At 57.4% G+C, this 14,317-nt stretch carries 15 protein-coding genes; 10 read left to right on the top strand and 5 right to left on the bottom strand.

Annotated features, from left to right (window positions below):
• Both ACIQYF_RS03850 and ACIQYF_RS03845 read left to right on the top strand, forming a co-directional pair.
• Window positions 1-1,324: glutamine synthetase family protein (locus ACIQYF_RS03850; RefSeq protein ID WP_402857026.1), on the top strand; the 1,324-nt coding region annotated here is incomplete at its 5' end.
• 115 nt (window positions 1,325-1,439) lie between these two features.
• Entirely contained in the window at window positions 1,440-2,108 is a 669-nt protein-coding gene (locus ACIQYF_RS03845) for a TetR/AcrR family transcriptional regulator (protein ID WP_402857024.1), read from the top strand.
• Window positions 2,109-2,325: 217 nt separating this feature from the next.
• Here ACIQYF_RS03845 and tauD read toward each other — a convergent pair whose 3' ends face one another.
• The 4 genes from tauD to tauA are packed head-to-tail and all read right to left on the bottom strand — an operon-like array spanning window position 2,326 to window position 5,848.
• On the bottom strand, window positions 2,326-3,159 hold the full coding sequence (gene tauD, locus ACIQYF_RS03840) for a taurine dioxygenase (RefSeq protein ID WP_402857022.1): 834 nt from the start codon (window positions 3,157-3,159) through the stop codon (window positions 2,326-2,328).
• Window positions 3,160-3,215: 56 nt separating this feature from the next.
• Window positions 3,216-4,049, bottom strand: coding sequence for a taurine ABC transporter permease TauC (gene tauC, locus ACIQYF_RS03835; protein WP_402857020.1), 834 nt, complete (start codon window positions 4,047-4,049; stop codon window positions 3,216-3,218).
• Complete coding sequence (gene tauB / locus ACIQYF_RS03830) at window positions 4,046-4,840, bottom strand: taurine ABC transporter ATP-binding subunit (RefSeq protein WP_402857018.1); 795 nt, start codon at window positions 4,838-4,840, stop codon at window positions 4,046-4,048. Before tauB ends, tauC begins: the two co-directional genes overlap by 4 nt.
• Window positions 4,841-4,867: 27 nt before the next feature.
• Window positions 4,868-5,848: a taurine ABC transporter substrate-binding protein gene (gene tauA, locus ACIQYF_RS03825; RefSeq protein ID WP_402857016.1), complete on the bottom strand. Its 981-nt coding sequence runs from the start codon at window positions 5,846-5,848 to the stop codon at window positions 4,868-4,870.
• A 512-nt stretch (window positions 5,849-6,360) separates the two neighbouring features.
• Between tauA and ACIQYF_RS03820 the strand changes: the two genes are divergently transcribed.
• From ACIQYF_RS03820 to ACIQYF_RS03785, 8 genes are all read left to right on the top strand, one after another.
• Complete coding sequence (locus ACIQYF_RS03820) at window positions 6,361-7,719, top strand: OprD family porin (protein WP_402857014.1); 1,359 nt, start codon at window positions 6,361-6,363, stop codon at window positions 7,717-7,719.
• A 309-nt stretch (window positions 7,720-8,028) separates the two neighbouring features.
• Window positions 8,029-8,667 (top strand): peroxiredoxin, encoded by a 639-nt coding sequence (locus tag ACIQYF_RS03815; RefSeq protein ID WP_402857012.1) that lies wholly within the window; start codon window positions 8,029-8,031, stop codon window positions 8,665-8,667.
• Between the two features lie 208 nt (window positions 8,668-8,875).
• Window positions 8,876-9,469: an NADPH-dependent FMN reductase gene (ssuE, locus tag ACIQYF_RS03810; RefSeq protein WP_402857010.1), complete on the top strand. Its 594-nt coding sequence runs from the start codon at window positions 8,876-8,878 to the stop codon at window positions 9,467-9,469.
• Between the two features lie 130 nt (window positions 9,470-9,599).
• Entirely contained in the window at window positions 9,600-10,565 is a 966-nt protein-coding gene (locus ACIQYF_RS03805; RefSeq protein ID WP_402857008.1) for a sulfonate ABC transporter substrate-binding protein, read from the top strand.
• 31 nt (window positions 10,566-10,596) lie between these two features.
• On the top strand, window positions 10,597-11,745 hold the full coding sequence (gene ssuD / locus ACIQYF_RS03800; protein WP_402857006.1) for an FMNH2-dependent alkanesulfonate monooxygenase: 1,149 nt from the start codon (window positions 10,597-10,599) through the stop codon (window positions 11,743-11,745).
• A 7-nt stretch (window positions 11,746-11,752) separates the two neighbouring features.
• A complete protein-coding gene (gene ssuC / locus ACIQYF_RS03795; RefSeq protein WP_402857004.1) occupies window positions 11,753-12,559 on the top strand; it encodes an aliphatic sulfonate ABC transporter permease SsuC in 807 nt (268 codons plus the stop codon).
• Window positions 12,556-13,362: an aliphatic sulfonates ABC transporter ATP-binding protein gene (gene ssuB, locus ACIQYF_RS03790; RefSeq protein WP_402857002.1), complete on the top strand. Its 807-nt coding sequence runs from the start codon at window positions 12,556-12,558 to the stop codon at window positions 13,360-13,362. Before ssuC ends, ssuB begins: the two co-directional genes overlap by 4 nt.
• 34 nt (window positions 13,363-13,396) lie before the next feature.
• On the top strand, window positions 13,397-13,612 hold the full coding sequence (locus tag ACIQYF_RS03785) for a molybdopterin-binding protein (RefSeq protein ID WP_003444581.1): 216 nt from the start codon (window positions 13,397-13,399) through the stop codon (window positions 13,610-13,612).
• Between the two features lie 135 nt (window positions 13,613-13,747).
• Here the strand turns inward: ACIQYF_RS03785 and ACIQYF_RS03780 are convergent, their stop codons facing one another.
• Window positions 13,748-14,005, bottom strand: a complete 258-nt coding sequence (locus tag ACIQYF_RS03780) for a hypothetical protein (protein ID WP_402857000.1) — start codon at window positions 14,003-14,005, stop codon at window positions 13,748-13,750.
• Window positions 14,006-14,317 lie beyond the last annotated feature (312 nt).

Here is a 14,317-nt window from a genome sequence, read left to right as displayed (position 1 = left end):
ACCGTTTGGTCGAGGCGATCAACGTCGCCGTAATGGCCGGTTTGAGCGTGGTGTGGTGCGCGGCAAGCGCATCGAACGCACCAGCCTCCACAAGGTTTACGAGAAAGGCATCAACCTGCCGGCCTCTTTATTTGCTCTGGATATCAACGGCTCAACGGTGGAAAGCACCGGTCTGGGTCTGGACATCGGTGACGCAGACCGAATCTGTTATCCAATCCCTGACACCCTGTGCAACGAGCCGTGGCAAAAGCGCCCAACCGCGCAACTGCTGATGACCATGCACGAACTTGAAGGTGAACCTTTCTTCGCCGACCCGCGCGAAGTGCTGCGTCAAGTTGTTACCAAATTTGACGATCTAGGCCTGACCATCTGCGCCGCTTTCGAGCTTGAGTTCTACCTGATCGATCAGGAGAACGTAAACGGTCGCCCACAACCTCCACGTTCGCCCATTTCCGGCAAACGCCCGCATTCGACACAGGTTTACCTGATCGACGACCTCGACGAATACGTCGACTGCCTCCAGGACATTCTGGAAGGTGCGAAAGAGCAAGGCATTCCGGCTGACGCCATCGTTAAAGAAAGCGCCCCGGCGCAGTTCGAAGTGAACCTGCACCACGTTGCCGACCCGATCAAGGCCTGCGACTACGCGGTACTGCTCAAGCGTCTGATCAAAAACATCGCCTACGACCATGAGATGGACACCACCTTCATGGCCAAGCCTTACCCAGGCCAGGCAGGCAACGGTTTACACGTTCACATTTCGATTCTGGACAAAGAGGGCAAAAATATCTTTGCCAGCGAGGATCCCGAGCAGAACGCCGCATTGCGTCACGCGATCGGCGGTGTGCTGGAGACCCTACCCGCGCAGATGGCGTTCCTTTGCCCGAACGTCAACTCGTACCGCCGTTTCGGCGCACAGTTCTACGTGCCGAACTCGCCGTGCTGGGGCCTGGACAACCGTACGGTCGCGATCCGCGTACCGACCGGTTCCTCTGATGCCGTGCGCATTGAACACCGTGTAGCCGGTGCCGATGCCAACCCGTACCTGCTGATGGCGTCTGTTCTGGCCGGTGTTCATCACGGTCTGACCAACAAAATCGAGCCGGGCGCTCCGGTTGAAGGCAACAGCTACGAGCAAAACGAGCAAAGCCTGCCAAACAACCTGCGTGATGCCCTGCGTGAGTTGGATGACAGCGAAGTCATGGCCAAATACATCGATCCGAAATACATCGACATCTTTGTGGCCTGTAAGGAGAGCGAGCTGGAAGAGTTTGAACACTCCATCTCCGACCTCGAATACAACTGGTATCTGCATACCGTGTAAGCGATTGCAGCGCTCATGAAAACGCCGCCGGCTTAACTGCCTGCGGCGTTTTTTTATGCCTGTGCAATCCGTTCTTCCGACTCGTACAATGCCTGCTGCCCTGCAGGAGACACCCATGACGCGCCTCGCCACCCCACGTGCCACCCCTCGCAAATCCCGTGCGCGCAGCCAGGGCCGAATCGATTCGATCCTCGCTGCGGCCCGCACCTTGCTGGCGACAGAAGGGGTGTCCAGCCTGTCGATCTACAGCGTGGCCGAGCGCGCTGACATCCCGCCTTCTTCGGTCTATCACTTTTTTGCCAGTGTGCCCGCCTTGCTGCAAGCGCTGACCGGCGATGTGCATGCTGCTTTTCGCGCGTGCCTGCAAGCGCCCATCGCCCACCAAAGCCTGAATACTTGGCGTGACCTGTCGCACATCGTTGAGCGGCGAATGCTGTCGATCTACAGCGAAGATGCGGCAGCTCGGCAACTGATCCTGGCCCAGCATGGGCTGACCGAAGTCACTCGGGCTGATCGTCAGCATGACCTTGAGCTTGGGCAACTGATGCACGCGCTGTTTATGCGTCATTTTGAATTGCCGGTACTGCCACAGGACGTGGACGTGTTTGCGCTGGCGATGGAGTTGGGTGATCGGGTGTATGCGCGTTCGATCCAGCTACACGACTGCATCACCCCGCGCATGGCCGAAGAAGGGCTGCGTGTATTTGATGCGTATTTGGGGTTGTACCTGCCGCCTTTTTTGCCAAAACGAGCAAGCCCTCTCCCGCAGGGCATAGGTATTTAGCCAACTCACAAAGCAACGCAGTTCTTGTAGCCACTGTGCAAACCGTGCGTGCGGCAAGCGTGGTTCAAGGGAGCGCCTATGCCCGCAAGAAGAGGGGGGTTGAATGGGGGATGAGGCAGATTTTATTCGGTCTTACAGTCTTGCACCGAGGCTGAAAACACCTCGTTTGGCTCCCTCTCCTTGGGGAGAGGGGTGGGGCAAAGGCGCGGTGCTCAAATCAAAACGGAGCATCACCCAAAATGGTCGCGCGATGCATAACGCGGCGATTCGGGCGGTAGTCGTCCACGGCGTAGTGTTGGGTCACGCGGTTGTCCCAGAACGCGACGTCGTTTTCCTGCCAGCGCCAGCGAATGGTGTACTCGGGGCGGGTCGCGTGAGCAAAGAGCAGTTTCAAGATCGCCTCGCTTTCCAGGTCTGAAAGCTCATTGATTCGAGTGGTGAAACCTTCGTTGACGAACAGCGCCTTGCGCCCGCTCACCGGGTGCGTACGAATCACCGGATGCGACAGCGGTGGGTTGCTTTTGCGGGTTTGCTCCCAGCGCGCCAAGTCTTGCGGGGTCGAACCAAAGCGCTCCAGCGGGAATGATTTGGTGAAGTCATGGGTGGCGGTCAAACCGTCCAGCAACACTTGCAGCGGTTTCGATAACCCTTCAAATGCGGCAATGCCGCTGGCCCACAACGTATCGCCACCGAACGCCGGCAGCTGCTTGGCACTCAATACTGCGCCCAAGGCAGGCGTCGGCAAGAAGGTCACGTCGGTGTGCCACACCGCGTTGTCGCGTACGTCGGTGACGGCCGTGTCCAGCACCAGCACTTCGGGTTGCTCTGGCACGTTGGGGTAGATCGGGTGAATGTGCAGGTCACCAAAGTTAGCCGCGAAGCGTGCCTGTTGCTGGGGTGTCACGGGCTGATTCTTGAAGAATATGACTTGGTGCTCAAGCAGCGCCTGCTCGATGGCATCACGATGTTCCAGGCTGAGTGGCTGGGTCAGATCAACGCCATCAATCTGGGCGCCCAGGGCAGAGCTAATCGGGGTAATGGTCAGGCTCATGGTCATCTCGTTATCTGCGCGCTGATTAATCAGCGTCGATGTCTATTAGCAAGTTGTTAGTGAGCCTGGCCGTGCCACGGCACCAGCTTGCGTTGCAGGGCGCGCAGGCCCATTTCCATGGCAAAGGCGATGATGGCGATCACCAAAATCCCCAGTACGACTACGTCGGTGACTAAAAACTGTGCAGCGGACTGCACCATAAAGCCCAGGCCGCTGGTGGCGGCGATCAGTTCGGCGGCAACCAGTGTCGACCAGCCCACCCCCAGACCAATGCGCACGCCGGTCAAAATGTCCGGCAAGGCGCTGGGCAAAATTACGTGGCGAATCAACTGCCAACGGGTGGCACCCAGCGACTGTGCAGCCCGCACTTTGGCCGGGTCGACCGTGCGCACGCCGGTCGCGGTCGCAATCGCAATCGGGGCGAAAATCGCCAAGTAAATCAGCAGCACTTTCGACAGTTCGCCAATGCCGCACCAGATCACAATCAGCGGCAGATAGGCCAACGGCGGAATCGGGCGGTAGAACTCGATCAGCGGATCGAAAATGCCGCGTGCAATACGGTTGTGGCCAATCGCAATACCCACCGGTACGGCGGTCAAAATGGCAAAGCCCAGGCCCAGACCAATGCGGGTGAGGCTCGCGCTCAAGTGCTGCCACAACGTGGAGTCCATGTAGCCTTTGGTCGCCAGTAACCAGCCTTTTTCCAGCACGGCAGACGGTGGAGGCAAAAACAGCGGTTCGATCAAACCGGCTGCCGTGACGGCCCACCACGTGGTGATTAAGGTGACCAGGGTGATGATACTGATCCCGCGCGTGCTCAAACTGCGCTTTACAGGGCGCGGCGTGTGGGGTGCAGCAACGGGGGCTGCGACGGCTTCATAGCTGCTCATGCGCGCTCCTGCCGCTGAGCGGCACCGCGTTGTGAAAACACGCGTTCAAGCACGTGCTCACGGGTTTCAATAAAACGAGGGTCGGATTTAATCGAACGAGCCGACTCGCCAGCGTTGTAACGTTGGCCAAAATCCAGAGTCAGGCGCTCAACGATACGGCCAGGGTTGGGCGCCAGCAAAATCAGGTCAGTGGCCAGAAACACGGCCTCTTCGATGTCGTGGGTAATCAGGAACACCGGCTTGTCGGTGCGCTTGCACACCTGCAACAGCAGTTCTTGCATCTGTTCGCGGGTGAAGGCATCAAGGGCGCCGAAAGGTTCATCCATCAGCAGCACTCGTGGGTCAGCCGCCAAGGCGCGGGCCAGGCCCACGCGTTGTTTCTGGCCGCCGGAAAGCTCCCACACACGGCGCTTTTCAAAGCCCGACAAATCCACCAGAGAGAGCATTTCACGGGCGCGCGCTTCGCGTTTGTCCCGCGCAATGCCTGCCAGCTCCAGACCGAAAGCAACGTTGGCCAGCACGTCTTGCCAGGGCAACAGCACATCGTCCTGAAACACCACGCCACGTTCGGCGCTTGGGCCTTTTACCGGGGCGCCATCGAGGGTGATGCGTCCGGCGCTGGGCTCGACAAAACCGGCAATCAGGTTCAGCAACGAAGTTTTGCCGCTGCCCGAAGGGCCAAGTGCGACCAGCAGCTGCTGAGGTCCGAGATTGACGCAAATATCCGACAGCACCGGCTCAGCTGCGCCTGGGTACTGTGCGCTGATGCGCTCCAGTGATAACAAGGCCATGACGGACGACTCCTGCGGGGGCGTAAATTATTGAGTGATGAAGCTGGCGTTGACCGCCGGTGCGTAGTCCGGCAGTACCGCGTCGACCTTGCCTTGTTCTTTCAGGAAGGTGGCGGTGTCAGTCAATGCTTTGGTGGTCGGAGCGCCGAGTAGAACCCTTTGTTCGGCCGCCAGCGGGTAGACGTTGCCTTCCAGCAGTCCAGGAATATCAGCAGCCTTGGCGCCGGAGAGTTTTACAACCTTGTCGACGTTGCTCTGATTGGCGCTCCAGGCTTTTGGATCTTTCTGGTAGTCGGCGTAGGCATCCAGCGTGACTTTGGCGAACGCTTTAACGATTTCCGGATGCTCGGCCGCGAAGTCCTTGCGCACGATCCACGCATCAAAGGTAGGTGCGCCGAGCTTGCCCAGCTCACCCGAGGTGATCAGCACTTTGCCGTTCTCTTTGGCTGCGCCCAGTGCTGGGTCCCAAACGTAAGTGCCGTCGATATCACCGCGCTTCCAGGCGGCCACGATGGCCGGTGGCGCGAGGTTCAGAATCGTCACTTTCGAGGGGTCGATGTTCCAGTGCTTCAATGCGGCGAGCAGGCTGTAGTGGCCGGTCGAGACGAATGGCACGGCGATTTTTTTACCGATCAGATCTTGCGGGCCGTTAATGCCGGAGCCGTCACGTACCACCAGCGCTTCTGCGCCGCCGATCTGGGTGGCGATCAAAAAGGTTTCTACCGGCACCTTGCGGGTGACGGCGGCAGTCAGTGGGCTTGAACCCAGGTAGCCGATTTGTACGTCGCCTGAGGCGATGGCGGCAATGATGTCGGCACCGTTATCAAACTTGCGCCATTTGATGTTGGCGCCCGTGGCTTTTTCGTAAGCACCATCGGCCTGTGCAACTTTGGCCGGGTCTACGGTGGTTTGGTAAGCCACGGTCACATCGTTGGCGGCCTGCGCAAAGAAACTGGCACCGGCCAGAGACAGTGCTGCCAAAAGGCGTAGGGGGGCGTTCAGTTTCATCGGGAGAGTCCTCGGCAGGCAGCCGGTTATCGGCAGAAACGAGGTTAAATGATCTAAGAACGAGTAAATAAATAACTTTTAAGCATTAGCTTATGAAGTTCTGACTGCTTCTGTATTCGTGCGCGTTCGTGCGCGCGCACGAGCTTTTTTCCGGGTTTTGCGGGTGCGGCGCACACGCTGCAGAACCGCTCCGGAGGCTCAACTTAAAAATTTCATAAAAATCTATTTATGTATCAGACCAAAGGCCGATAGCATCCGCTCGCGAATTCGTAGGACTTTTCCCGGCATATACCTATTCGTTCTGAAAGATTTAGAAATAATTCTTTTTGGGTTTATCAAAAAGTCATTAACCTCCGCGCCTACGGGTGATGACTAGACAAAGGTCGTAGGCACCAGAGGTAGCGATTGACTTGTCAGTCACTGTCTGGCGCTAATCGCGCATCCAGTAGCACCGAGACGTCAGATCTTGGGCGAACGAACTACAAAAATTAGAAACGTAAAGGAGCAACGCAATGAACAAGTCCACCGTGGCCGTGGCTGTAGCCCTCGGTTTGTTGGCCCAGCAAGCGAGTGCTGACGGCTTCATCGAAGACAGTAAAGCGACGCTTAAACTGCGTAACTTCTACATCAACAACGACAACCGCGACTCTGGGGCGGCAAAAAATTCCAACTACGCGGCTGAATGGGGTCAAGGCTTCCAGCTGGACTTCGCTTCGGGCTTCACCCAAGGCACCGTTGGTTTTGGTATCGATGCCATTGGCCTGTTGGGCGTTAAGCTCGACTCAAGCACTGCCAAGCACGGTAACCCGGCTGGCACCAGCTCTGGCGGCACGGTATTCCCAAGCGACGGCAACCACGCGGTAGATGATTTCTCCAGCCTGGGCCTGACCGCTAAAGCCAAGATCTCCCAGACCGAACTGCGCATTGGTACCTTGCAGCCAAAACTGCCGGTTATCGTGACCAACGACGGTCGTCTGCTGCCGCAAACCTTCCAGGGTGGCCAGATCACCTCCAACGAGTTCAAGGACTTCACCTTTGTTGGGGGTCAGATCGAGCACGCCAAGGGTCGTAACTCCAGCAACAACGAAGGCCTGTCGATCGCCGGTGCTAACGCTGGTTCGAACTACGACGCCGGTAAATTCGTTAACAAGTTCTACTACGGTGGTGTGGACTACAAGGTCACCAAAGACCTGTTGCTGCAGTACTACTACGGCAACCTGGAAGACTTCTACAAGCAGAACTTCCTGGGTCTGGTACACAACTGGGCAATCGGCCCGGGCGTGTTGAAAACTGACCTGCGTTATTTCAACAGCACTGACGACGGCAAGAACGGCAGCGACCCGGCTTACTACAGCTCGGGCTCTTACCAGAGCCAGGCGAGCGGCAAAGGCAAGGTCGACAACAACCTGTACAGCGGCTTGCTGTTGTACACCGTTGCCGGCCATACCTTTGGTGGTGGTTACCAAGTCAGCAACGGTAGCAGCGACTTCCCTTGGTTGAACCAGGGCGACGGTTCGTCGAACTACACCATTACCGATATGCAAATCCAGAAGTTCGGGCGTGCTGGCGAGCGTACCTGGCAAGCACGCTACTCGTATGACTTCGCGAAGATCGGTGTTCCAGGCCTGACCGCAGGTGCTGTTTACTTGCGCGGTGACAACATCGACACCTACAACGCCAACAAAGTGCAAACCAGCAATGGCGCGTCCGAATGGGAACGCGACCTGACTGTTGCCTACGTTGTTCAAGAAGGCGCGTTGAAAAACCTCGGCTTCATGTGGAAAAACGCCATGTGGCGCAACGACATCGCTGGCCAGCGCGATCAAGACGAAAACCGTCTGATCGTCAGCTACTCGATCCCGTTGCTGTAAGCCGTTTGTAGCGAAAAAAAGTAAGACGTAAAAGTAAGAAAAATCCTGCCCGGCGCAACGCCGGGCAGGGTGTTTACCGAAGACCTGAACGGTCAATTCGTAACACATTAATAGTCGTAGCTCCCTGCCACTCCCCTTGCCTAAACCTGGACCCACAGTGGACCCGGTACCGGCTGGCGTCCAATGAAACAGTATTTAATATTCCTTTAAGGTCTAATCAAATCGATATTTATTCTTTTTAATTCGCACATGACGCAGGCAGAGTAAGCCCATCACGCCCTGCCATTTCCTACAAAAAGGAGCTGCACCATGAGCCTAAGACTCGGCGACATCGCCCCCGATTTCGAACAGGATTCCAGCGCTGGCAAAATCCAGTTTCATGAGTGGTTGGGCGACAGCTGGGGCATTTTGTTTTCGCACCCGGCCGACTTCACCCCGGTGTGCACCACCGAACTGGGCTTCACGGCCAAGCTCAAGGATGAATTTGCCAAGCGCGGTGTCAAAGCCATTGCCCTGTCGGTTGATCCGGTGGACTCGCACCACAAGTGGATCGGCGACATCAACGAAACACAGAACACCGTGGTCAACTTTCCGATCCTGGCCGACGCCGATCGCAAAGTCTCTGACCTCTACGATTTGATCCACCCCAACGCCAGCGACACCCTCACCGTGCGTTCATTGTTTGTGATTGATCCAAACAAAAAGATTCGCCTGACCATTACTTACCCGGCCAGCACGGGTCGTAACTTCAACGAAATTCTGCGCGTGGTTGATTCGCTGCAACTGACCGACAACTACAAAGTGGCGACGCCGGCCAACTGGCAAGACGGTGACGAAGTGGTGATCGTGCCGTCGCTCAAGGACGAAGATGAAATTAAACAACGCTTCCCAAAAGGCTACCGCGCCGTGAAGCCTTACCTGCGCCTGACGCCACAGCCAAACAAGTAATCAATGCTCCCACAGCGTGAACCTCTTCAATGCAACAGGGTTTGAGGCCGTTTCTACGGCCTTTTTTTTACCGTTAAATCTATATTCGTTTATGGAATAAACAAATGAATAAATATGATTTATGGATATAAAAATCTCCTGTTAATGTCACCTCACTCAAGCGAAAACGCTGACAACACATCGCACACGTCAATCAAGGAAATACCTAATGCTGGTCGTGACACTCGCAGGTAGCCCAAGCCAACGATCCCGCTCCGGGGTATTGCTGGACCGCGCCAAGCAATGGCTCAACCAGCAAGGCGTTGAAGTGGTGAGTTATCAGGTTCGTGACTTTCCGGCTGAAGACTTGCTGCATGCGCGCTTTGACAGCCCAAAAATCATCGACCTGTTGCAGCAAATTGAACGTGCCGATGGTTTGGTGATTGCGACCCCGGTGTACAAAGCCTCTTTTAGTGGTGCGCTCAAAACCGTGCTCGACTTGCTGCCTGAGCGCGCCCTGAGCCATAAAGTGGTTCTGCCTATCGCCACCGGCGGCAGCATTGCTCACATGCTGGCAGTGGACTACGCGCTTAAACCGGTCTTGTCGGCGCTCAAGGCTCAGGAAATGCTTCACGGGATTTTTGCTGAAGACAGCCAGATTGCTTACGGCGAGGGCAGCGCTCAAGCGCAACTGGTGCCGGTTCTGGAGCAACGATTGAACGAGTCCCTGGAGCACTTCTACAGCGCCCTGGCTCGCCGTCCGAAACCGCTGGACCCCAACATCCTCAACGAGCGCCTGCGCACGGCTCGCTGGAGTATCTGAATAAATGAACACCCTGCAGGCGCGAGCAATCTCGCGCCTGCACAGACCTCATAAGCGTCACTCACCTTACTGAACCGCTAACGGCTCGGCAGGTGCTACCCGATTATCGAATTACAAAAAGGAGAGCGCCATGCGCCCTGTCATTTTGCGTCGTGGTCTGGTCGCACTGTTTGCTGCGGCTGTGTCCTTGGGCGTTGTACTGCAAGCTCAAGCCGATACCTTGCGAATCGGTTATCAGAAATACGGCACGCTGGTGCTGCTCAAGGCCAAAGGCACGCTGGAAAAGCGTCTGGCCGAGCAAGGCGTCGACGTGCAGTGGACCGAGTTCCCCGGCGGCCCGCAGCTGCTTGAAGGCCTTAACGTGGGCTCAATCGACTTTGGCGTGACCGGCGAAACCCCGCCCGTCTTTGCCCAGGCCGCGGGTGCTGATCTGTTGTACGTCGCCTACGAGCCTCCAGCGCCGACCAGCGAAGCGATTCTGGTGCCCAAGGATTCGCCGATCACCTCGGTGAAAGACCTCAAAGGCAAAAAAGTGGTGCTCAACAAAGGCTCCAACGTGCACTACCTGCTGGTGCGTGCCCTTGAAGACGCGGGCCTGAAATACACCGACATCCAAACCGTGTTCCTGCCGCCTGCGGATGCGCGTGCAGCCTTTGAACGCGGCAGTGTGGATGCCTGGGTTATTTGGGACCCATACCAGGCCGCCGCCGAGCAACAATTGCACGCTCGTACCCTGCGTGACGCGACCGGTATTGCCGACAACCACCAGTTCTACCTGGCGACCAAGCCTTTCGCTGAACAGCATCCCAAAGTGATCGAAACCCTGATCGAGGAAGTGCGCAACGTCGGTGAATGGGCCAAGGCCAACCCGCAAGAGGTGACTCAACACGTCGCTCCGTTGCTGGGTTTGCCAGCCGACATCACCGAGATCTCAGTGAAACGCCAAGGCTACGGCGCGCAGTTCCTGACCCCTGAAGTGGTCAACGCACAGCAAAAGATTGCCGACAGTTTTTACCAGCTCAAGCTCATTCCAAAGCCGCTGGTTATTAAAGATGTGATCTGGACGCCACCGGCCACTGTGGCCAAAGCCCCTTAACGCTTGCAGCACCTATTTAGGAGACCACTCCATGAGCCTCAATATTTTCTGGTTCCTGCCTACCCACGGTGATGGCCATTACCTTGGCACCTGCGAAGGCGCACGCGCCGTCGACTACGGTTATCTGCAACAAGTTGCACAAGCTGCAGACCGTCTTGGCTTTGGCGGGGTGTTGATCCCGACTGGACGCTCATGCGAAGACTCCTGGCTGGTGGCCGCTGCGTTGATTCCGGTGACCCAGCGTTTGAAATTTTTGGTGGCACTGCGTCCGGGTATCGTCTCGCCCACCGTGGCGGCACGTCAGGCCGCGACCTTGGATCGACTGTCCGGCGGGCGTGCGCTGTTCAATCTGGTGACCGGTGGTGACCCGGATGAACTGGCCGGTGACGGCTTGTTCCTGAGCCACGAAGAGCGCTACCAGGCATCGGTGGAATTCACTCGCATCTGGCGCCGCGTACTCGAAGGCGAAACCGTCGACTACGACGGTCAGCACATCAAGGTCAAAGGCGCCAAGTTGCTCTACCCGCCGATCCAGCAACCCCGTCCGCCCCTGTACTTCGGTGGCTCTTCCGAAGCTGCGCAAGACCTGGCCGCTGAACAAGTTGAAATGGTCCTGACGTGGGGTGAGCCACCGGCTGCGGTCGCCGAAAAAATCCAGCAAGTGCGCGACAAGGCCGCCAAGTTGGGCCGCACCGTGCGCTTCGGCATTCGTCTGCACGTGATCGTGCGTGAAACCAACGAAGAGGCCTGGAAAGCGGCCGACAAACTTATTTCTCATCTGGACGACGACACCATCGCCCGGGCTCAAGCCTCGCTGTCGCGCTTTGACTCGGTCGGCCAGCAGCGCATGGCTGCGCTGCATGGCGGTAGCCGCGACAACCTCGAAGTCAGCCCTAACCTGTGGGCCGGCGTTGGCTTGGTACGCGGTGGTGCGGGTACGGCTCTGGTCGGTGATGGTCCAACGGTTGCTGCACGGGTCAAGGAATACGCAGACCTGGGCATCGATACCTTTATTTTCTCGGGCTATCCCCATTTGGAAGAGTCGTACCGCGTGGCTGAACTGCTGTTCCCGCACCTCGACATCGAGCGTGCGCAGCAGCCCAAAGGTGCCGGTTACGTGAGCCCGTTTGGCGAAATGGTCGCCAACGACATCATTCCCAAAGCCGCGTCGCAGAGCTGAGGCGGCCATGAGTACGGCGAAGGCTTCAAGCCTTAATAAAATTGGCCACACCCTTGCCCCATGGGTCTTGCCCGTTTTGCTACTGGCGGTGTGGCAGTTGTCCGTGTCGGCGGGCTGGTTGTCGACCCGCATTTTGCCCGCCCCGATTGCCGTGATTGAAGCGGGCGTGCAATTGGTGCGCAGCGGCGAGATCTGGAAACACCTCGCCATCAGCGGCTGGCGTGCAGGCGTGGGCTTTGCCATTGGAGGAGGCATCGGCCTGGCATTGGGTTTTATCACCGGTTTATCCAAGTGGGGCGAACGGCTGCTCGACAGCTCGGTGCAAATGATCCGTAACGTGCCGCACCTGGCGCTTATCCCGCTGGTGATCCTGTGGTTTGGCATCGACGAATCGGCAAAGATATTTCTGGTGGCGCTGGGGACGTTGTTCCCGATTTACCTCAACACCTACCACGGCATCCGCAACGTTGACCCGGCGCTGGTTGAAATGGCCCGCAGCTACGGCTTGTCCGGTTTCAGCCTGTTCTGGCAAGTGATATTGCCGGGCGCGCTGCCCTCGATTCTGGTCGGCGTGCGCTTTGCCCTGGGCTTTATGTGGTTGACGCTGATCGTGGCGGAAACCATCTCTGCCAGCTCCGGCATTGGCTACCTGGCGATGAACGCCCGGGAGTTCTTGCAAACCGACGTGGTGGTGCTGGCGATTCTTTTGTACGCGGTGCTCGGCAAATTGGCTGACAGCGCGGCTCGGGGTCTGGAGCGTGTGTGGTTGCGCTGGCACCCGGCGTATCAAGTGGTTAAAGGCGGTGCAGCATGACGGCACAACAGCTCCCGCATTTGCGCCAGGGCATCCCACTGGTGGTGCAGAACCTGCAAAAAGCCTTTGGCGATCGTCAAGTGTTACGCGGCGTCAACCTGCACATTCCGGCCGGACAATTTGTAGCGATCGTGGGCCGCAGCGGGTGTGGCAAAAGCACCCTCATGCGCCTGCTGGCCGGGCTCGACCAACCGACCAGTGGCCAACTGTTGGCCGGTAGCGCCCCGCTGCAAGAAGCCCGGGAAGACACCCGACTCATGTTTCAGGAAGCGCGTTTGCTGCCCTGGAAAAAAGTCATCGACAACGTGGGCCTTGGCCTCAAAGGCGACTGGCGGCCAAAAGCCCTCAAAGCGCTGGAAGAAGTGGGTTTGGCCGAACGGGCCAACGAATGGCCGGCGGCCTTGTCGGGCGGGCAAAAACAGCGTGTGGCCTTGGCCCGCGCCTTAATCCACCAACCCCGTCTGCTACTGCTGGATGAACCGTTGGGTGCACTGGATGCGCTAACCCGCATCGAGATGCAACACCTGATCGAACGCCTGTGGCGCCAGCATGGTTTCACCGTATTACTGGTGACCCATGACGTCAGCGAAGCCGTCGCGATTGCTGATCGGGTCATCCTGATCGAAGACGGCGAAGTGGGGCTCGACCTCACCGTCGAACTGCCGCGCCCGCGGGTGCGGGGTTCACATCGACTGGCGGCACTGGAAACCGAAGTGCTTAACCGAGTACTCGCCTTACCTGGTTCGCCACCTGAACCAGAACCTGTGGCACCGCTGCCCACGCAACTGCGTTGGGCGCAATAAACCTACTTTTAATCCCAAGACAGGAATCGACACCATGACCATCAAAGCCATCAACGTTCGCAACCAATTCAAAGGCCACATCAAAGAAATCGTACTGGGTGACGTACTGTCCGAAATCGACGTACAAACCGCGTCCGGCATCGTGACTTCAGTTATCACCACCCGCTCGGTCAAAGAGCTGGAACTGGTGGTCGGCAGCGAAGTGATCGCCTTCGTAAAATCCACCGAAGTGTCCATCGCCAAGTTGTAAACCATGAAACACCCACAACCCCGAACGGTGTGAGCCCTTCGGGGTTTTTTATTGAACAAGGTTTTAGGCCTCGTGTAGGAGCAAGCGTCTGTTGAACTTAACACTCACACCCTGCGCCGCAACTGGCGGGTAGGCTTACATCTCGCGCAACACCAACACCCCTAGCACATCGCAGCCTTGCTGCAACAACAACGAAGACGCCTCGCACACCGCGCTCAAATCATGCGGGTCGCTGCTGTAGGTGTTTATGTGGGCCAAACAGCGCAATAAATTCTTGGCCGCCTGAAAGCGCTGTTCAGCACAGGTGAGCAGCGCCGAAACAGAGGCGCGGGTATCGATTAATAAAACGTCAGACCCGACCGGGTTATCGGTTTGCGGAAGGTAGTGCGACATGCTTGAAACTCCTGAGGATTAAGGAGCCACTTCAATCAGCTTGCACGCAGAAAGAGGGTGGCAGTTGTGCGCAGGTGTGCAAGACCGGTCTCAGGAACCCGGCAGACCCGAAGATCTCCCGCGCGCAACCGCCATAACGCTGATAGAGGCGCAGAGCCTACCAAGCGAAATGGAAAGTTGGAAATCTGAGATACAGGCTTGCACGCCTGATCGCTGATGATTCAGCGACGGGGCGGACTATAGGCAGGCCTGAACGGGCATCACAATGGGGGCGAGTACGAGCAAGCCGCATCCCACACAAGTCAGCGAACG

This window comes from Pseudomonas sp. NPDC096917 (assembly GCF_044762555.1).
Taxonomy (GTDB): domain Bacteria; phylum Pseudomonadota; class Gammaproteobacteria; order Pseudomonadales; family Pseudomonadaceae; genus Aquipseudomonas.
This window is presented reverse-complemented; position numbering and strand designations above follow the sequence as displayed.

Bases quoted from the DNA above. Each gene is read 5' to 3' on its own strand.
- tauB (WP_402857018.1), bottom strand. From the start codon at position 4,840: ATGGCCTTGTTATCACTGGAGCGCATCAGCGCACAGTACCCAGGCGCA.
- ssuC (WP_402857004.1), top strand. From the start codon at position 11,753: ATGAGTACGGCGAAGGCTTCAAGCCTTAATAAAATTGGCCACACCCTT.
- tauD (WP_402857022.1), bottom strand. From the start codon at position 3,159: ATGAGCCTGACCATTACCCCGATTAGCTCTGCCCTGGGCGCCCAGATT.
- ssuD (WP_402857006.1), top strand. From the start codon at position 10,597: ATGAGCCTCAATATTTTCTGGTTCCTGCCTACCCACGGTGATGGCCAT.
- ACIQYF_RS03820 (WP_402857014.1), top strand. From the start codon at position 6,361: ATGAACAAGTCCACCGTGGCCGTGGCTGTAGCCCTCGGTTTGTTGGCC.
- tauC (WP_402857020.1), bottom strand. From the start codon at position 4,049: ATGAGCAGCTATGAAGCCGTCGCAGCCCCCGTTGCTGCACCCCACACG.
- ssuE (WP_402857010.1), top strand. From the start codon at position 8,876: ATGCTGGTCGTGACACTCGCAGGTAGCCCAAGCCAACGATCCCGCTCC.
- ssuB (WP_402857002.1), top strand. From the start codon at position 12,556: ATGACGGCACAACAGCTCCCGCATTTGCGCCAGGGCATCCCACTGGTG.
- ACIQYF_RS03815 (WP_402857012.1), top strand. From the start codon at position 8,029: ATGAGCCTAAGACTCGGCGACATCGCCCCCGATTTCGAACAGGATTCC.
- ACIQYF_RS03785 (WP_003444581.1), top strand. From the start codon at position 13,397: ATGACCATCAAAGCCATCAACGTTCGCAACCAATTCAAAGGCCACATC.
- ACIQYF_RS03845 (WP_402857024.1), top strand. From the start codon at position 1,440: ATGACGCGCCTCGCCACCCCACGTGCCACCCCTCGCAAATCCCGTGCG.
- ACIQYF_RS03805 (WP_402857008.1), top strand. From the start codon at position 9,600: ATGCGCCCTGTCATTTTGCGTCGTGGTCTGGTCGCACTGTTTGCTGCG.
- ACIQYF_RS03780 (WP_402857000.1), bottom strand. From the start codon at position 14,005: ATGTCGCACTACCTTCCGCAAACCGATAACCCGGTCGGGTCTGACGTT.
- tauA (WP_402857016.1), bottom strand. From the start codon at position 5,848: ATGAAACTGAACGCCCCCCTACGCCTTTTGGCAGCACTGTCTCTGGCC.